The 19,035-nt window shown below is 45.7% G+C and carries 18 protein-coding genes; 11 read left to right on the plus strand and 7 right to left on the minus strand.

The window, feature by feature from the left end:
- Positions 1–5 precede the first annotated feature (5 nt).
- The 6 genes from BLQ44_RS05565 to BLQ44_RS05590 all read left to right on the plus strand — a co-directional run bounded on the left by BLQ44_RS05565 (position 6) and on the right by BLQ44_RS05590 (position 7,571).
- Positions 6–1,154, plus strand: coding sequence for a M20 metallopeptidase family protein (locus BLQ44_RS05565; RefSeq protein ID WP_093192868.1), 1,149 nt, complete (start codon positions 6–8; stop codon positions 1,152–1,154).
- A gap of 10 nt (positions 1,155–1,164) precedes the next feature.
- Positions 1,165–2,217, plus strand: coding sequence for a homoserine dehydrogenase (locus BLQ44_RS05570; RefSeq protein WP_093192869.1), 1,053 nt, complete (start codon positions 1,165–1,167; stop codon positions 2,215–2,217).
- Between the two features lie 12 nt (positions 2,218–2,229).
- Positions 2,230–3,678 (plus strand): aldehyde dehydrogenase family protein, encoded by a 1,449-nt coding sequence (locus BLQ44_RS05575; protein ID WP_093192870.1) that lies wholly within the window; start codon positions 2,230–2,232, stop codon positions 3,676–3,678.
- Between the two features lie 190 nt (positions 3,679–3,868).
- Positions 3,869–4,294, plus strand: a complete 426-nt coding sequence (locus tag BLQ44_RS05580) for a YwpF-like family protein (RefSeq protein WP_093192871.1) — start codon at positions 3,869–3,871, stop codon at positions 4,292–4,294.
- Between the two features lie 68 nt (positions 4,295–4,362).
- Positions 4,363–5,715, plus strand: a complete 1,353-nt coding sequence (locus BLQ44_RS05585; protein WP_093192872.1) for a TrkH family potassium uptake protein — start codon at positions 4,363–4,365, stop codon at positions 5,713–5,715.
- A 23-nt stretch (positions 5,716–5,738) separates the two neighbouring features.
- Complete coding sequence (locus BLQ44_RS05590) at positions 5,739–7,571, plus strand: putative bifunctional diguanylate cyclase/phosphodiesterase (RefSeq protein WP_093192873.1); 1,833 nt, start codon at positions 5,739–5,741, stop codon at positions 7,569–7,571.
- Between the two features lie 43 nt (positions 7,572–7,614).
- Here the strand turns inward: BLQ44_RS05590 and BLQ44_RS05595 are convergent, their stop codons facing one another.
- Complete coding sequence (locus BLQ44_RS05595) at positions 7,615–7,746, minus strand: YjcZ family sporulation protein (protein WP_093192874.1); 132 nt, start codon at positions 7,744–7,746, stop codon at positions 7,615–7,617.
- A 244-nt stretch (positions 7,747–7,990) separates the two neighbouring features.
- On the opposite strand from BLQ44_RS05595, the gene BLQ44_RS05600 reads away from it, so the two are divergent.
- Genes BLQ44_RS05600 through BLQ44_RS05610 form a run of 3 tightly spaced genes read left to right on the plus strand, consistent with a single transcriptional unit; the run spans position 7,991 to position 11,758 of the window.
- Complete coding sequence (locus tag BLQ44_RS05600; RefSeq protein WP_093192875.1) at positions 7,991–9,460, plus strand: phytoene desaturase family protein; 1,470 nt, start codon at positions 7,991–7,993, stop codon at positions 9,458–9,460.
- Positions 9,460–10,914 carry a phytoene desaturase family protein gene (locus tag BLQ44_RS05605; RefSeq protein ID WP_093192876.1) on the plus strand — a complete coding sequence of 485 codons (1,455 nt, stop codon included), beginning with the start codon at positions 9,460–9,462 and terminating at the stop codon, positions 10,912–10,914. The genes BLQ44_RS05600 and BLQ44_RS05605 overlap by 1 nt, the downstream gene beginning before the upstream one ends.
- Before the next feature lie 10 nt (positions 10,915–10,924).
- Entirely contained in the window at positions 10,925–11,758 is an 834-nt protein-coding gene (locus BLQ44_RS05610) for a phytoene/squalene synthase family protein (RefSeq protein WP_322787516.1), read from the plus strand.
- A 15-nt stretch (positions 11,759–11,773) separates the two neighbouring features.
- Here the strand turns inward: BLQ44_RS05610 and BLQ44_RS05615 are convergent, their stop codons facing one another.
- From BLQ44_RS05615 to BLQ44_RS05640, 6 genes are all read right to left on the minus strand, one after another.
- The gene (locus BLQ44_RS05615; RefSeq protein WP_093192932.1) at positions 11,774–13,192 is read right to left on the minus strand and encodes a phytoene desaturase family protein; all 1,419 of its coding nucleotides are present in this window, start codon (positions 13,190–13,192) and stop codon (positions 11,774–11,776) included.
- The gene (locus tag BLQ44_RS05620; RefSeq protein ID WP_093192878.1) at positions 13,189–14,277 is read right to left on the minus strand and encodes a glycosyltransferase; all 1,089 of its coding nucleotides are present in this window, start codon (positions 14,275–14,277) and stop codon (positions 13,189–13,191) included. The genes BLQ44_RS05615 and BLQ44_RS05620 overlap by 4 nt, the downstream gene beginning before the upstream one ends.
- A 16-nt stretch (positions 14,278–14,293) precedes the next feature.
- Positions 14,294–14,932 (minus strand): lysophospholipid acyltransferase family protein, encoded by a 639-nt coding sequence (locus BLQ44_RS05625; RefSeq protein WP_093192879.1) that lies wholly within the window; start codon positions 14,930–14,932, stop codon positions 14,294–14,296.
- Positions 14,916–15,659, minus strand: a complete 744-nt coding sequence (locus BLQ44_RS05630; RefSeq protein WP_093192880.1) for a carotenoid biosynthesis protein — start codon at positions 15,657–15,659, stop codon at positions 14,916–14,918. Before BLQ44_RS05630 ends, BLQ44_RS05625 begins: the two co-directional genes overlap by 17 nt.
- Before the next feature lie 318 nt (positions 15,660–15,977).
- Entirely contained in the window at positions 15,978–16,499 is a 522-nt protein-coding gene (lepB, locus tag BLQ44_RS05635; protein ID WP_093192881.1) for a signal peptidase I, read from the minus strand.
- Between the two features lie 66 nt (positions 16,500–16,565).
- A complete protein-coding gene (locus tag BLQ44_RS05640) occupies positions 16,566–17,711 on the minus strand; it encodes an aminotransferase class I/II-fold pyridoxal phosphate-dependent enzyme (protein ID WP_093192882.1) in 1,146 nt (381 codons plus the stop codon).
- Positions 17,712–17,822: 111 nt separating this feature from the next.
- On the opposite strand from BLQ44_RS05640, the gene BLQ44_RS05645 reads away from it, so the two are divergent.
- Both BLQ44_RS05645 and BLQ44_RS05650 read left to right on the plus strand, forming a co-directional pair.
- Complete coding sequence (locus tag BLQ44_RS05645) at positions 17,823–17,960, plus strand: FbpB family small basic protein (RefSeq protein ID WP_093192883.1); 138 nt, start codon at positions 17,823–17,825, stop codon at positions 17,958–17,960.
- 136 nt (positions 17,961–18,096) lie between these two features.
- Positions 18,097–19,002, plus strand: coding sequence for a chemotaxis protein (locus BLQ44_RS05650; RefSeq protein WP_093192884.1), 906 nt, complete (start codon positions 18,097–18,099; stop codon positions 19,000–19,002).
- Positions 19,003–19,035: the final 33 nt, after the last annotated feature.

Raw genomic sequence — 19,035 nt, forward strand, 5'->3', positions numbered from 1 at the left:
TACTGATGTATGGACCGGAGACTTTATTCGACTACATGGTGGAGTGGCGGCGTCACCTTCACCAGCATCCGGAACTGAGCTTTGAAGAAAAAGAGACGAGTGCATTCGTCACTCGAAAGTTGAAAGAACTCGGTGTTTTCGAAGTCCATGAAAATATCGGGGGATACGGGGTGATCGCCATCATTTCGAATGGGGAAGGTCCGGTTCTCGGTATTCGGGCAGATATGGATGCACTTCCGATTGTAGAGCAGACGCCGGTCGGGTATGCTTCAGAGAACGAAGGAGTGATGCATGCGTGTGGACACGATGCACACACGTCCATTCTTCTCGGGGTTGCCCATTGGCTCAAGAATCACAGCGATGAAATTCGGGGAACCGTGAAACTGGTATTTCAGCCTGCCGAAGAAGCAGCTGATGATGAAGGGGAAACGGGAGCGATGAAAATGATTCGCTCCCCACTGCTTCAGGACATCGACGCCATATTTGCACTTCATATGTGTCCGTGGCTTCGTGTCGGTGAGCTTCAGGTGAATGATGGGCCGAGCATGGCGAACAATGATGAATTTCAGATCACCGTTTTCGGGGAAGGGGCACATGCAGGATATCCTCATCAGGGAGCGGATCCGATATGGATGACGACTCAATTGCTCCAGGCTCTTTACAGTATCACCGGCAGAAGAATGCACCCCCTTGATGTAGGAACCATCAGTGTTGGAAAGATCAATGCAGGGAGCGCAAGTAACATCATTCCTGATAAAGTGGATATTCATGGAACGATGAGATCCTACACGTCTCATGTCCGTCACCAGCTGGAGAATGAACTGTTGGAGAAAGCGAATATCATCCATTCGCTGGGAGGACGTTACCAGTGGCATATTCAAAAAGGGGAGCCTGCTCTCATCAACGATGAGGAGTTGAACAAAGTTGTTCGGAAGGTGGCCTCGGATTATACGATATACAATGAACCCTTCGGTATGGGGAGCGAGGATTTCAGTCACATGACGAATCACTTGAAAGGAACGATGTTCTTTCTCGGCTGTGGGCTGGAAAAGGAAAGGATGCTCCACCAGCCGGATTTCGACATTGATGAACAGGCGCTCGAAAAAGGGCTCGAGATCATGACGGGCATTTTGCAGTCATACTGGAAAGAATAGGAGGGGTTGGATGACGAATATAGCAATGATCGGTTTCGGTGGTGTTGGTCAGGCGCTCGTCGAAATTCTTGAAGAGAAGAGGGAGAGTCTCAGCAATCAGCACGGGTTGGAATCAAAAGTGGTGGCCGTTGCAGATCTGATGAAAGGCGCCGTATATGATAAAAATGGTCTTGATGTGCAAACGCTCCTCGAATGTGTACGGAAAGATGGATCCGTAGAGACGTACCCGGACGGTCCGGATGTCGTGAAAGGGATGTCGAGCATCGATACCATCGAGCAGACGAACGCGGACATGATTGTGGAAGTGACATTTACAGATGTAAAAACCGGAGAACCTGCCATAACGCACTGTAAGCGTGCCTTCGCAAGCAGGAAGAGTGTCGTTACCACGAACAAAGGTCCGATTGCACTTGCGTATAAGGAACTGGATGAAATGGCCAGGGAAAATGGAGTATTCTTCGGGTTCGAAGGAACGGTGATGAGCGGAACGCCTGCGCTTCGCATGCCTGAAGAGACCTTGGCAGGAAATGAAATCACACGCATCAGCGGTATTCTGAACGGGACGACAAACTATATCCTGACCGAAATGGAAAAAGGGAAGTCCTATAAAGAAGCCTTGGAACAAGCCCAGTCTTATGGATATGCAGAAGCCGATCCTACAAACGATGTGGAAGGGTACGACGCACGGTACAAAGTTGCAATTCTAGCAAACTACCTGATGGATGCACCTCTCGATTACAGAGACGTGACGGTGAAAGGGATTTCTGATATGACGATCGAAGACGTCCAGGAAGCTCTCGGAAACGGTCAGAAATGGAAACTCATCGGGAAAGTGGAGAGACAGGAGGATGGTTCTGTCATCGGAAGCGTCAAGCCTGAGAAGGTCGAAGGAACTCATCCACTTGCCGGTGTGACGGGAGCTACAAACGCTATCCTTTATGAATGTGATCTGCTCGGCCCTGTACTTCTTACCGGGGCTGGTGCCGGAAGGAAAGAGACCGGCTTCTCATTATTGATTGACTTGATCCATTATCAGAAGGAGCGGAAGCTGCAAACTTCTTGAAGGAGGGAGAGTATGAAGACGAGAACAGAAGAAATGAAGATGTTGCTGGCCGGACAGTGGGTGTTGAGAGATGATACGATCGATGTGTTCGATTCCGGGAACGGCGAACGCATCGCCACCGTACCAAAAGCGACGCGAGACGATATGAAACATGCGATAGAAGCCGCGCAGGAAACGTTTGAATCCCTGGACTCGTGGCCTGTTCATGAAAGAATCAGTATACTGAAGCGTGTCAGTCATTTCATGCTCGAGAACCAGGAAGCTTTCGCCCGAACGATTGCTCTCGAAGGTAGTAAAACGATAAATGAAGCCAGAGGCGAAGTGAAACGGGCGGCACAAACGATTGAAATTTCCGCAGAAGAAGCCAGAAGGATCCAGGGCGAGACCATCAATTTCGATCAGAATGAAGGCAGCGAAAATAAAGTGGGGTACTACTACCATTTCCCTGTGGGGGTTGTCGGAGCAATCACTCCTTTCAATGATCCGTTGAATCTCGTCGCTCATAAAGTCGGTCCAGCTATTGCTGCGGGGAATGCCATCGTCGTGAAACCTGCATCGGAAACCCCTTTAAGTGCACTTAAGCTTGCCGAAGCTTTCACAGAAGCCGGACTCCCGGAAGGAATGCTTTCCGTCGTCACGGGTCCCGGACGCGAGATCGGCGACGAGCTAGTGACGCATCCTTTTATTAAAGCTCTATCTTTTACCGGTGGAACTGAGGCAGGTAAAAAGATAACAGAAAAAACCGGCACCAAACATGTCAGCATGGAACTGGGATCGAATTCTCCGGTAATCGTACTGAAAGATGCCGACTTGAAAGATGCCGTAGAAGCATGTGTAGACGGTGGGTTCAGTGCCGCCGGGCAGAATTGTATAGGAGTTCAGCGGGTTTACGTGGAGAAAGAGTCCTATCCGTTTTTCCTCGATGACTTCATTGAGAAAACTAGAGAGCTGAAACTCGGGGAGAAACTCCTTGAAGAAACGGATGTCGGGCCACTCATATCCGAAAAAGAAGCGGAAAGGATCGAGAGCTGGATCGAGGAAGCTGTTTCCAAAGGAGCGCAGATCGAAACTGGAGGTACGAGAACCAAGGCTTATATCGAACCCACCATATTATCCAATGTTCCTTCAGACGCAACGATAGCCAAAGAAGAAGTCTTCGGACCGGTGGTGATCGTCGAAGCCGTGGAGGACCTGAAAGAAGCGGTCAGAAAATCGAATGACGTGGACTATGGTCTTCACGCAGGCATTTTCACGAAAGATGTGAACCAGGCTTTCTATGCGGTGAAACATTTGAATGTCGGCGGTGTCATGGTCAATGATAGCAGTGATTACAGAATCGATGCTATGCCATTTGGTGGAACGAAAGACTCAGGCATCGGTAGAGAAGGAGTGAAATTCGCCATTGATTCTCTCACGGAGAAGAAAGTGGTATCCTTCAAATTGACCGATCCTTTCGCCTGAACGATGGTCATCTGAGATATATGAACACAATCCATGGTCAGATAAAGCAGAAGCCTCCTGAAACTTCAGGAGCCGCTTCTGTTTTTTTAGTAGGAAAAGAAGGTTCATTTCCAGGAATAATAAGAAAGCTTTCCCTTTACCCCTCGCTATTTTATAATGAAAGTATTACATAAGAAAGGGTGAGGCAGGAATGAAAACGTTCAAGCTCGTTTCCCTGGATATTATCGAGGAGAATCAGGAAGATATTACGCTACGATCCATAGAGCTTAAGGATGGTATGATCATCAATCGAGAAGACGACCACGGTCGATGGTTGCTGGAAGCTTTCCTCGATGAAGACTACAGAGAGTATTTCCAATCCCTTGTTAAGCGTAAAGAGAAACTGATGATCCAGGCGCTTATTACGAAGAAAAGCAATTCTCCGGCCACGTTCCTTGTAGAACCGAAAGAGGTTAATCTTTTCGAAGAGAATATGAACGTTATTTTTATGGGAAGTATGGTGGATAAAAAGCAGGAACAAGTCGAAAAGCTTCTCCAGATTCTCTTGGAAGAAGGGTACCAGGGAAAGCAGTTGCTAGAAGAATTCAAGCGTAGAACCGGCACTGTCTCCAATTGACACCTATACATCGGTGTGAATCTTTTCTATAATGAGAGGAAGTTATTCAAATGTAAGGAGATAGAAGTATGCAGGCAGGCAAACGAAAGTACAATTGGATCCGGTCACTATCACCATTTCAGCTGATTGCTTTATTCTATTTAATAGCAGTCACCATTGCAACTATTCTTCTTTCTCTTCCGGTTGCTTACGAGCGGGGGGTGGAGATTCCCTTCATTGATACATTGTTCGTGGCGGTCAGTGCGGTGAGCGTAACAGGTCTGACTCCCGTTTCTATACCGGACACGTTCAGTACCACAGGATATTTTCTGATTGCGTTGATGCTTCAGTTCGGCGGAATCGGAATAATGACCCTTGGTACCATCGTCTGGATCATTTTGGGGAAGAAAATCGGTTTGAAAGAGCGACAGTTGATCATGACGGACCAGAACCAGTCTAATTTCCAGGGGATCGTACGTCTGGTCCTTCAAATTGTTCTGCTTGTCTTACTCATAGAATTCATAGGTTTTTTGGTTTTGGGTACATATTTCCTGCAGTATTATGCGCCAGGAGAAGCTTATTTACAAGGCTTCTTTGGGGCGGTAAGTGCCATGACCAACGGCGGGTTCGATATTACCGGAGCATCTCTGATCCCGTTCCAGGATGACTATTTCGTTCAATTCATCAATATGATGCTGATCATCTCAGGAGCCATAGGTTTTCCGGTGCTGATAGAAGTGAAACAGTATCTCTTCGAAAGTGGAGAGAGGACACGTTTTTCATTATTTGTAAAGTTGACTTCCATCACATTTCTTGCGCTAGTAGTGTTCGGGGTTGTCATGATCATCCTGCTTGAGTTCAATCATTTCTTTGAAGGGCGTTCCTGGCACGAAATTCTGTTCTATGCTTTGTTTCAGTCCGTCACGACAAGAAGTGGAGGGCTCTCGACGATGGATGTCAGTCAGTTTACCGAGCAGACCCAGTTGTTTATGTCTTCCCTGATGTTCATTGGTGCTTCTCCGAGTAGTGTGGGAGGAGGTATACGGACGACAACTTTCGCTCTGGTCGTCATCTTTATCCTCACCTTCGCACGGGGAACGACGAACATCCGCATCTTCCGGAGGGAAGTTCATCATGAAGACTTGAATCGAGCGGTAGTGGTTACATTGATGGCAGTGCTTACCGTGTTCACCAGTGTTCTGCTGGTGTCCATCGTAGAGCCTTTTTCTTTGACAGAGATTTTATTTGAGGTCTGTTCTGCTTTCGGAACTGTAGGATTATCCCTCGGAATAACCTCTGAGCTGACAACATTCACAAAATTGCTCCTCATGGGGCTGATGTTCGTCGGAAGAATCGGCATCCTGACGTTTTTATTCTCCTTCAAGAAAGAGAAGAAGAAGGGGAACTATCACTATCCTAAAGAAAGAGTGATCATAGGTTAAATGAAGGGGGAGAACGATTTAGCATGGAAGGGGAATTATCAAAGAGGCTTTTCCATTTATTTGAAGATCCATTATTCATTGTTACAGGTGAAGGGACAGTTGTTCATAGAAACGAGGCAGCTAAGAAATATAAAAAAGCGGAATACTTGATCGAGGGGATAAAACACAATACGAACCCGGGGAAGAACCAGTACCTTCTTCTTCCGGAGATGCAAGGACATAAGCTATTACATGAAGCTAAAGTGCTGACTGTTTCTGAGAAGTACAAGGCCGTTCTTCTAAGAAAAGCTTCCTTGAAAGAGGAAATCGCTCCGTTAAGTAAGTTGAAGAAAGGAAGCAGAGAAGGCACGGTCATCTTTGATGAAGAAAGAATTTATGATTGTGATTCAGGATTTTCGAGGTTCTTCAACAAACAGCCGGAAGACATCATCGGTTCATCTATTTATGAATTTCTGAAATATGGCCCTGGTGATTATCTTCACGCTGTAAAAGCAGAGAGTATTTTTGAGGTCCTTGGGAGAACCTCTCTTCCAGGATTGGAAAAGGCATGGATTATGTCTATAAGAGAAGAAGAAAATAGAGAGCAGGCGGTTTGTCCGGGACTTCTCGGCAGAAAGGCATTCGTTAATCTGGCGAAGCGTCTGATAGATGATCCTGAAGTGGAAGAACTCGCCATATACACTCTTGATCTCGACCATTTCAGGCAGATCAACGACACGCTGGGGTATGGTTTCGGAGAGAAACTCATTGCTGCATGTGGGGAAAGGTTGGAACAGCTGAACAATGAAAAGGTTACCATCGGGCATCTGGGTGGAGACGAATTCCTCGTCTGCTCTACGGGCAACAAAGACAGGAAGGAAATTGAGGAGTTTGCTGAACGGTTGCTGGATAAGTTCCGGCTCCCTTTTAACATTGATGAACACGAAATCACTATATCTCTCCGCATAGGAATCAGTACCTACCCTCATCATGCAAAAACGGTGGATGAGCTTCTGCGTCAGGCAGATAGTGCGATGTACCAACTTAAAGAACAACGTACGAATGATTATCAGTTTTATTCAGCTTCTATATCCAAGTCGTTCGAGGCATTGCTCTCTATGGAAGCGGATCTAAGCAAAGCGAGAGAACTGAAAGAATTTGAAGTCCACTATCAGCCCCAGACAAATATCGAGACAGGGGAAATCATCGGCTGTGAAGCACTTTTACGCTGGAATCACTCCCAGAAGGGATATATACCGCCTGGGGTCTTCATTCCCGTTCTTGAGAAGAACAATCAAATCAACGAAATGGGCGAGTGGATACTGCAACAGGCATGTCACCAGAACAAAAAGTGGCAGGACGAAGGTTGTCCACCTATCGTCGTAAGTGTCAATCTGTCCGCTAAACAATTGCATGACCCAGACCTCGTGTCCACGGTGCGGAAAGCTTTGAAAGACAGTGAGCTTGCTGCTTGTTATTTGGAGCTTGAGATTACGGAAAGCATGGCTATGACGAATGAAACGACAGTATTGAAAACTCTCCAGGAATTGAGGCATTTGGGCGTTCAGGTCTCTATAGATGATTTCGGTACAGGTTATTCCTCTTTGCAATATTTGAGCCGTTTTCCGGTCAACAAATTGAAAATAGACAAAGTGTTTCTCCATGAAAATAAAGGGAGGAATGAAGCGATTGTGAAATCGATTATACATATGTCACACGCACTCAATCTAAGAGTGATCGCTGAAGGGATTGAAACGGAAGAGCAGCTCAAATTTCTGCAATCTGAAAAATGTGATGAAGGGCAGGGGTACTTCTTTTCAAAGCCTCTACCTGCCCATGAAACGAAAAAGTGGATGACACAAGTAGGAGAGACATAGAAAAACCGCCTTCTTTGAAAGGCGGTTTTTTTACCTGCTGTGATCAGTACCAGGAAGCTCCTACAATAACCAATAGAATGAAAAGTACGACGATAAGGATGAAGGTAGTACCTCCACCTCCGTGGTTGTAGTCGCAATCATCCTCGTATCCTCCGTACGGCATTTTATAACCCATTTCCTCACCCCCTACGCCACTATATGCACCGGCACTTCCGATTGCAGATGCAGATGCCTAAGGACGTTGCATAATACACGTACGGAAATGTCTCTTCCGCTTCACTCCCATGTTTTCCCCAGGATTGAACATTCGTTTGTAGGAATAACGGACATAACCCATTGCATCACCTCCAAGAAATAAGACTAAAGAGTTAATAAATCGGGTACTGTGTGTAGTACGAAGATAGAGAGAGGTGTCAGATATGAAGAAAATAGCCGTCATCGGTGCCGGGCCGGGGGGACTTGCATCTGCCATGCTGCTTGCTGCAGAAGGCCATGACGTTCATGTATATGAAAAGCATGACCGCGTAGGGGGAAGAAATGGTGCATGGAAGCTGGGAGATTATTCATTCGATATAGGTCCCACGTTCCTTAGTATGCCCCATTTGATTCAAGAATTATTCCGAAAAGCTGGTAGAGATATGAATGATTATATGGACTTGAAGCAGCTAACTCCTATGTATGAATTATTATGGGAAGGAAAACAGATTCCCATGTATCATCAGCAGGACAAGATGCTTGCTTCCATTTCCAGACATTTCCCGGGAAATGAACGCGGCTATCTCAGATTCATGAGAGACAATAAAAAGAAAATGGATCGTCTTACACCCATTTTGCAGACTAGACATCATCGACTACGGGATTATTTGGCTCCTCGTGTATTGAAGGCGCTCCCGCAATTGTCCCTTGGGAAATCGGTGTACGACGTATTGTCCGATTATTTTGATGATGAAAAGCTGAAAATAGCATTTTCTTTCCAAGCAAAATATTTGGGGATGTCTCCCTGGGAATGTCCAGGTGCCTTTTCGATTTTATCCTATATGGAACATGAATACGGTGTTTATCACCCCATAGGTGGCGTCAACCGATTATCAGGGGCGATGGCTGAGGTTTTCGAAGAACTCGGAGGAACCATTCACCTTGGACAGGCCGTGGCAAGCGTAGAGACGAAAGAGAAGCAGACGGAAGCGATTGTTCTCGAATCAGGGGAACGGGTCGTAGCGGATGATTTTGTCATCAATGCGGACTTTGCTCAGGCGATGACGAAATTGATCGATGACGGATCCTTGAAGAAATACAAGAAGAAGAAAGTGGAGAAGAAGAAATTCAGCTGTTCTACATTCATGATTTATGCTGGAGTTGATAAACTATATGATATGCCCCACCATTCGATACTTTTCTCCTCTGACTATAAAAAAAATGTAGAAGAGCTGACTGGGACGCTGGAATTGTCTGATGAACCATCTATTTATATTCATAACCCAAGCGTAACGGATGACACGCTAGCACCGGAAGGGCACTCTGCCGTCTATATCCTGGCACCGGTGCCGAATAATCAATCAGGCATCGACTGGGAAGCTAAAAAAGAAGAAGTGGAAGCCGTCGTCCTCGACCGCCTTGAAAAAGAGAGCGGCTTCTCCGATATCAGAGATCATATCACTGTCAAGAAAATCATCACCCCGAAAGACTGGGAGCAGACTTTCGAGATTTATGAAGGGGCTACCTTCAGCCTTGGGCATCAACTCTCCCAAATGATGTATTTCAGACCGCACAATCAGTTCGATGATTTGGCGAATCTGTGGCTTGTCGGAGGAGGGACACACCCGGGGAGCGGTCTTCCTACCATCTTAGAGTCCGCTAAAATAACATCTGATTGGATCGGTGAAACGTAATGAAGAAAACCACGATAGTCGGCGCAGGTATAGGTGGATTGATGACAGCATTGTACTTATCCAAACAGAAGGACCGCGATATTACTATCCTTGAAAAGAATAGTCATGCAGGCGGACGGATGACATTTGAGACGCACGAAGAAAGCAAAATCGATCAGGGACCTACCATTGTACTATTGCCGTCCCTCCTATTAGAATTGATGGAAGCAGCAGGAATCGAAAAGAGCCGTATACCTCTCATTCCGATGGAGCCTATGTACCACGTTCATTTTCCGGATGGAACCACTTTCCGTAAGTTCCAGAGTGAAGAAAAACAACTTGAGGAATTCTCTTCCGTTTTCCCGGAGGAAAGAGAAGGGTTCCTTGAATTCCTGAAAGAAATGGGACCTTACTTTGAAATGGGGAAATCAAGAATTCTTGGTCAGACGTTCGCTGATAAGAAAAAGTTCTTTCACCCTGATATACTTAAATTATTGTGGGGGATGAAGGCTTATAAATCTCTTCGGGCCTTCATGAGTAAGTACTTCATTTCCGATATGCTCCTCGATAGTTATAGTCTGCAGTCCTTATATATCGGTGGGAATCCGTCTAAATCTCCTTCCATTTACTCATTTATCGCTCTGAGTGAACATCTGGAAGGCATCTGGTATGTAAAGGGTGGCTACGCTCATTTGATCGATATCCTCACGGAAGAGCTTGAACGAAGAGGAGTGGAGATTCAGACCAATACGGAGGTTCAGCACATACTTATTGAGAAGGAGAAAGCCGTAGGAGTCCAGACAGCGGATGGAGAAAGACGATTTGATGAAGTCATCTATAATGGGGACTTTCCTCTGATGGATACTATGCTGCCTGAGCGTTTGCGTTTGAACAAAACCTATACGCCCTCTTCCGGTTGTCTATTGTTTTACATTGGCACCGATAAAATATATTCAGACCAGCCGGTTCACCAATTTTTCATGACCGACAACTTCCGTTCACATATGAAGGAAGTGTTTGAGACGAAGCAGGTACCTGATACACCCTCGATTTATGCTTTTCATCCATCCGTCGTAGATGAAAGCCTTGCTCCGGAAGGGAAAGGAGTGCTGTATGTACTTGTCCCGGTTCCTGCCGATACGTCGATAAACTATGAAAAAGAGGGAGTGCTGAGTAATTATGTGATAGATATACTCGAAGAAAAAGCTTTCCCTCACCTGCGCCAGCATATAGAATGGTGGAAGATACGAACACCGAAAGACGCAGAAATTTCCGGTTTATATGAAGGCGGCAGTTTCGGTATCGGTCCGACCCTGGGCCAATCCGGGATGTTCCGTCCACAATTTCGGCCATACCCAGTCGAGAACCTGTATGCCGTAGGAGCCTCTATCCACCCAGGGGGAGGGGTACCGATTGTGATGCAGGGAGCAAAATTACTGGCCGACGAACTTTCCAAAGAGGTCATGTACAATTGAGGTGAAGCTAGTGGATATAGATCAGGCATATGAACAATGTCACAGTATTATCAAAAAATATTCCAAAACATTCGCAAAAGCTTTTTCTTACTTGCCTAAAGATCGTAAAAGGGCCGTATGGGCGGTTTACGGGTTTTGTCGTTATGTCGATGACGTAGTCGATGAAGGGGATGCCCCTGCCGAGCATCTCAGAGAAATCAAAGAAGAGCTTTATCGTTTTGAAAGAGACGAATCAGTACCAGAACGACCCTTTTGGGTGGCTCTCCACGATGTCCGCTCCAAGTTCCATATCCGATTCGAACCTTATTACGATATGATCAAAGGACAGGAGATGGACCTATCTGGGGTAGAAATCGAAACAGAAGATGAACTATTGGAGTATAGTTATAATGTTGCGAGCACAGTCGGGTTGATGTTGCTTCCTATTCTTGCTCCCGGTAGATACGAGGTATTGAAAGAGGATGCGATTCACCTTGGCTATGCGATGCAATTGACGAATATTCTGAGGGATATCGGAGAAGATTTGGAAAAAGGCAGGGTTTATATTCCGAAGGAGACATACGAGTCGTTCGGATATACGAAAAAGCAATTGGAACATAGAGAAATCACTCCTGCATTCATAGATACGTGGGAGTATTTAGCACAAAAGGCCGAGAATTACTACTCCCGTGCTATGTCCACCATCTCTTATTATCCGCTTACGTCCCGGCTGCCTGTCAAAGGTGCGGCATACTTATATATGAGTATCCTGGATGCTGTCCGGCGGGAAGAGTATGATGTGTTCACGAAGCGGGCCTTTGTAGAGGAAGAAGAGAAGAAGAGGATTATTGCGAAGCTGCAATAATCCTCTGTCGATTCTTCAAGTGAGTTTTCCAAGAATATGATTTGCTACGTTTCGTCCGCTTAGCGTGACGATAGGAGACCCTCCACCGGGATGGGTGCTCCCCCCAGCGAAATATAAGTTGTGAAATCGGTCCGACTTGTTACGTGGTCTCAGAAAGGCCTGTTTTTTATTGTTCACGCTCGGACCGTATAACGCACCACGAAAGCTCGAGAACTGCTTCTCAATATCCTTAGGGGTCCATATACGTTCTGTTTTTACATAAGAAGCTATCGGAATACCATTGTTACGCAATTTATCGTAGATGAGCTGTTTATACCTTTCCGCATCGACCTCTTTTCCAGGAGGCGCATTCACAAGAAGGAAGCAATTATCCCCGTCCGGAGAGACGTCAGGATCCGATTTGCGCGATGTAGAAATGTAAATGGTAGGGTCTTCAGGATATCGTCCTGATTGAAGATCGGTGAATTCTTTTTTATAATCGCCTGAGAACAACAGATGGTGATGGTGAAGCGGAAGAGAACCATCAAGTCCCGCAAGAATTACGAAAGCGGAAATCGAAGGATCATACTTCGGTTGTTTTTCCCCTAAAAGAGCGGGAAGCGCCTGACCAACGTCGCCGTTCACGATGACATTGTCCGCTTCTATATGCTCTCCGTTATCTAAGACCACTCCCCGGATGTGGTCTTTTTCTTTGAGGAGAGACTTCACTTCTGTATCCGAATGGAGGGAAGCTCCCGCATTTCTGGCTGCAACCGTCATCGTTTCTGCAATTTGTGTATTGCCTCCTTCGACATAATAAACTCCCTCCATCAATTCCAGATAAGCAATCATGGCAAACGTCGCAGGTGCGCGGTAGGGATCAGACCCGACATAAGTCGCGTATCGATTCAAGGCCGTCTGGACGTAAGGAGAAGAAAAGTACCGGCTGAAGAACCGGTCCATGCTCATGAGAGGTCGTACTTTCATCGTTTCTTTCAAAAGAGAGGGCGAGAGGTAGTCTTTCCGGGAAGTGAACGCTCTCGAGAGAAAGGAAGCGTACGACGTATGAAAAAGCCGGGTAATGTCCTGAAGGAACCGGTCATATGTTTTAGCCCCTTTTGAGTCAAAAGCTGATAGTTGTTGTATCATGTAGTCACGATTGGAGGAAAGGTCGAAGACTGTCCCGTCAGGAAATTGATTGCGTGTATGTACTTCGAGAGGACGATAGTTCAGCTTATTATCCATCCCTCCCATGCGCAGGATATCTTCGAAAACATATGGCATCGTGATGGTATTCGGTCCGAAATCAAAGTGATAACCATCGATATCGACACGCTTCATTTTTCCTCCGAAATGGTCGTTCTTTTCGAACAGGACTGTTTCGACGCCGTGAGCCGCGAGCGTAGTGGCTGCTGCCAATCCACCCAGCCCGCCTCCTATAATTATTGTTTTCATGAGTAGGTCCGTCCTTTCCATTCGTATTGTTTTTTCCTTCGGTCGACCGAGATGGATGCTAGCAGTACAGCAACCATAGAGATGATGGAGAAAGGGATGAAGAAGGATACCCACCACGGATGGCTCGTACGAATGTCTACAAACATCTTCAAAAGTATAAGCAACAGGCAGACGTACCACCAGTACCCGCCTGCTACAACCGCAGCGATGAACGGGAATAGAAAGACTGTTACGTAAAAAAGCATGACGCCAGCGGCCAGAAAGAGAGATCTACCGAGACCGGGGAAAATATTCTTCTTGAAACCGCTCCATACGTCCCTGTTCGTCGTATACATCCTGCAACTGATATCGGAAGTGACGTTTGCCAGTATGGTCCGTTTTCCGTTCTTCTTCATTTCTTTTGCAAGGTGAACATCTTCCACAAGAGAGTTGTATACTTTCGTATGTCCACCGATGTCGTCATAAGCTTCTCTGTCGATGAACAAGCACCCTCCAAATGCTGCCGTGAACATTGGGATGTTCGTTTTATTGGCCAAGAACAGAGGGAGATGAAGTGAAATGACGAAATGCTGCATTGGTACAAGCAAATGACCGAGCAGACAGGAATTCAGAAAAGCAGGGAACCCTGAGATGAATGCCGCGTTCTTTTGACGTTGAAGCGCCAGGAATTTCTCTACGGCTCCCGGTGAGATACGTACATCCGCATCAAGGAATAGCAGGCTATCTCCGCTGGCATATCCTGATAGTTGATGACAGGCATACACTTTTCCGTTCCATCCTTCTTTCAGCCCTTTCCCCCGGACGATTCGAAAACGGTCATCTTGCTTAGTAAGTGTCTGTAAAAGCGTGTGCGTATCATCTTCGGATTGGTCATCGAGAAGAACGAATTCGATGTTCGTATAGGTGATCCGCTTCAACGAATCCACGAGAGCTTCCACGTTTCCCTCCTCATTTCTCAGAGGGATAAGCACCGAAACGAAAGGGTGCTTGTCAAGAGGCCGAGGGGAGAGGGAAGGAAGGAAGAAATGGTTGAGGAGTGTCCAAAGAAATAGACCGGCCACTCCAATTAAAAATAGTAAATCCATACGTCATTCCCCTCCTTCAAAGTAAAGGTTCGAAAGTCTCGATCTCTTCACTGATAACTTTCCCCTTCAATCCATCGAGTTCCTGTTCCAGTACCGTTTCCCATTCCTGAAGGGAGAGGGGCTCGTACCTTGGCCGGCCCACTCGTATGTATACTTCAGGTTTCTTGTGATGACCGAAAGAATAAAAGAATACAACGGGGGTAACTGGAACTTCAGGAGCTCTTCTCATAAGAACTCCTGCGCCTTTCATGAACTCAAGTGGTCTGGTTTCCAAGTGCTGTTCTTCTCCTTGGGGGAACAAAAATACCCCTTTTCTGTCGTTCAACAGCTCGGTTGCATAAGAGAGGGATGCTTTCGTATGCTGAAGCGATGATCTGTCTACAGAAAATCCCCCGACGTAACGAAATACGGGAAACCGATCCAATCCTTCCTGATCGATCATAATATGTCCATCAGTACGAAGGATTTTGTCATTCAGCAAGTGCACGAGCAATCCGTCCCACCAGCTCGAATGATTCATCAGAAATAGTCCGTAAGAGGGCACAGGAACTTCCGGGAGTTGCACATACACTTTACGGAATTCCCTTCGGATCAGAAGCCGGCTCACTTTTCTGAAACCTGCTTCCACCCACCATTTTTTATCTGTCTGTAGCATAGAGTCTTCTCCTTTTCAAAAATAGAACGTACCATCCTGTACTGAGGATGAGCACCAGAATCGGCGCTGCTATAAGTCCGCCGAAGATAGCTGTTACACTGAACATCAGGATCATGCCGAGGAATACAAGGCTCATCCGTGTCTGCCACACTTTCTGGAAACGGGTGGAAGCGAAAGAGATGGAGGCTTGAAACAGAAAAGCCAGGATGAACCAGCCGATGAAATTCTGAGTAGGAATATCATAGTAGTAACCGCCCTCTGTCCAAATCCAATATTCTTTCACTTTGAAAGCTACAGGATCGAGGATGAGGTCCATCGTGACAGCGACCGAAGCACCTAATACAGGTAGAAAAAGACGGGAGGAGGTGATTCCTCTGGCCAGTACATCTGCGCATCCCATTACTAAGAGCCAGGCAAAACCTATAGTCACTGGAGTGTCGAAAATCTTTATGCCGAAGCGTGACGTGTACTCATAACTCCCGAAAAACAATCCGCTCTGTACACCGTATTGCTCGACTGCGATACTGACGATGAAAACGAATATACTATAAAGGTAGCCGATTTTCGTCCCGTATGTATGTAAAAAGTAGAAAACCGCAACAACCCCAGCTACAATAAGAAATACACTGTTCGCCCACTCGAGCCAGGGAGGCACGAGATCGAGCGGTACAAGGATGAAGCCTATGATAAACCAACCACAAAAAAAGTAAAATATTTTATCGCCCATGTTCCACCTCTTTCATTCCCAATCGAAAACGGTTAAAATAGATATAGTTCAAGTACTTAAGTATTACCTAATTCTTCTTGCATGAAACGTACATAAATTAGGAGGTGAACGGCTCGATGGAAGTCGTAATGTTTCTGATTCTATTGTTTGTTCTTATCGGACTTATCGGATTCGTCATCCTTGATAACGGGTGATCCAGTCCGAAGAGTGTTGCATATGCAGCACTCTTTTTTTTATGTCTCAACTCTTTTCGTAAAAAAACCCTGAACGGTCTGTTCAGGGTTCATCTCGATCATTATTCTTCGAAGAGGGAGGTGCCTACTGGGTTCTTCCCATTTCTTCAAACGGAAAGATGACCAGTTCGGTTCTTCCGACTATTTCACTTTCCTTGATAAGACCCAGACCGTTTCTGCTATCCTTACTGACTGCCCGGTTATCTCCCATGACGAAATAATGGTCTTCAGGAACTTCTACCGGCCCATAGTCTCTTGTCGCCTGAATAGATTGATTATCGAGATAGTCTTGTGCTTGTTTTTCTCCATTGATGTAAAGTTCATGGTTTTTGACTTCCACTTGATCACCGGGTTCTCCGATGACGCGCTTCACGTAGTTCTTCGCGGGGCGTTCAATGATTACGATGTCGTTACGGTCTGGTTCATCCAGATGATATACGATTTTGTTGAACACGACACGCTCTCCATTTTCTAAAGTAGGGTCCATGCTCGCGCCTTCAACAATAGAGGTGGCAAAGAAAAAGTTTCGTAATAGAAATGCCAGTACAAGAGCGATGAGGATGGCTTTGATCCATTCCAGCCATTCGTTTTTTGCTTTAGTAGACAATAAGATCTTCCTTCCTTCTGATCATACTGTATTAATTATAGCATATTTTCCGTGCCACACCTACATTTACCAATCTATATAATTTTTGAGCCTGTCGAGCCCCTTTTTCAACGTTTCCATGTCATAAGCGTAAGATAATCGCATATAATCCTCACCGTGTTCCGAAAAGGCGCTTCCCGGCACCAGTGCCACCCCGGCTTGCTCCACCAGTTCTACCGCGGTGTCGAACGTGGATTTTTCAGAAGGCAAGTGAATGAACACATAGAATGCTCCAGTAGGCATTACATAAGAAAGCCCGATTTCCTCCAACTTACTTAGAACGAAAGAACGACGTTCATTGTACGTATCCCTCATGTTCTTAATGGCTGACTGATTGTTGCTGATAGCCTCAAGTGCTGCATACTGACTCGTCGAAGAGGGGCAGGAGACATTATACTGATGGACTTTCAGCAAATGTTGTCTCATCCATGCGGGAGCTAACACATAGCCTATCCGAAAGCCGGTCATGGAAAAAGATTTACTTACCCCGTTCACTACAATGACTTTATCTTTCATGCCGGCAAAGGAAGCGAGAGAAAGGTGAGGTCCGTCATATACGAGTTCGCTGTAAATTTCGTCCGCGAGTACGAACATTTCTTTCTCTTTCAAAAATTCAGCAATGTCGCTCAACTGTTTTTCTGAAGGAGAAACGCCCGTCGGATTGGAAGGATAAGGCATAATGACAGCTTTTGTTTTAGAAGTAACGTTTTCACTGATCGCTTCTTTCGTCAAAACGAAATTGTACGTGCTTATGTCAACATGTACCGGAACCCCTCCTGCTAATCGGATGAGAGGTTCATATCCTGGATAGACAGGGGAAGGTAGAAGAACTTCATCTCCTGGTTCGAGAATGGTACGCAGGCTGATATCAATAGCTTCTGAGGCCCCCACGGTTACGATGATTTCGGACTCAGGGTCGTAAGAAAGTCCGTATTTTTTCACGTCCTTCGAGATAGCCTCTCTCAATTCCGGAAGACCGGCGTTAGGGGTGTACACCGTTTTATTCTGGTTCAAGGAATCAATGGCCGCCTGTTTGACCGGTTGTGGAGTGAAAAGGTCAGGCTGGCCGATGGTGAGAGAAACGACATCCTCATAATCTCGAACCATATTGAAAAATTGGCGGATGCCTGAAATTTGCAGCTGTTTCACTTCCTTATTTAATAGATGTTCCATTTCTATTCCACCTTTTCTGAATGTTTACAAAATGTTCAAACAATTTAGTTTTCTTTCGGATAGGCTCATTCTATACTTTGTTTAGGTTATTAACGTTAGGAGTGAACTGCTATGAGACCACAACGATTATCGTTCAAGGATCTTGTCCGTGAGAACAAAGAAGAGTTGCTCAAAGATGAAGAACAACTCGAACAGATCGAAAAACAGATTGATGAAAAGCACATGAAGCAATTGGATACAAAAAACTGACAAACTGATAATACCATAGAACCTGCGCTTTCTCGAATAGAGAGGCGCAGGTTTTTGTATGGGATACGATTAATACTTAGGAAAATAGGCCGATACATAAAGAAAGTATGATTTTGAAAGAGAGGAAGCGATACATATGGCAGTGAATGAAGGGATATTGACAGAGACAGGAACAAACGAATTAGAAATCGTCGAGTTCACCATAGGGAAGAACCGCTTCGGTATCAATGTGATCAAGGTGAAAGAGATCCTTGTGCCGACGGAAGTGACGAAAGTACCTCATTCTCACCCTTCTGTAGAGGGGATCATTGATATCCGAGGGGAAGTGGTGACAGTAGTGGACCTGGCTCATGCGCTCGGTTTCGAAGCATCCGATAATCCGAAATATGATAAGTTCATTCTAGCGGAATTCAACCAGACGAAAATCGTTTTCCATGTACATAATGTGACACAGATTCACCGGATTTCCTGGCAGCAGATCGAGAAGCCGGGGAAAATGTACCAAAGCCTCGAAACACAGCTGACAGGTGTCATCAAAAGGGAAAAAGATATGCTGCTACTGCTTGATTTCGAAAAGATTGTCGCGGATATCAGTCCGGAAAGCACGATTCATAAGGAACAGATGACAGTATTAGGGGAAAGGGAACGGTCCTCGAAGCGCATCATGATAGCTGAAGACTCCGGCCTTCTTCGGGCGATGCTCCAGGAAACATTGGGAGAAGCAGGTTATCAACAAACTGTCGTTTTCGAAGATGGACAGGAAGCACACGACCACCTGATGACTCTATTGGAAAAAGGGAAGAAACCGGAAGAGGAATACCAGTTGATCATCACAGACATCGAAATGCCGAGAATGGATGGTCACCATTTTACCAAGCTGGTAAAAGAAGAAGAAAAGTTACGTCATCTTCCTGTTGTCATCTTCTCCTCCCTAATTACAGATGACCTACGTCATAAAGGGGAAAAAGTCGGGGCTGATGCTCAAGTATCAAAGCCTGAGATCGTGGATCTGGTAAACGTGATCGATCGTCAAATATTATAGTGAAGTACCCATGAATGTGTGGGAATCAAAAAA

The sequence above is a fragment of the Salimicrobium halophilum genome, from assembly GCF_900100295.1.
Classification (GTDB): domain Bacteria; phylum Bacillota; class Bacilli; order Bacillales; family Halobacillaceae; genus Salimicrobium; species Salimicrobium halophilum.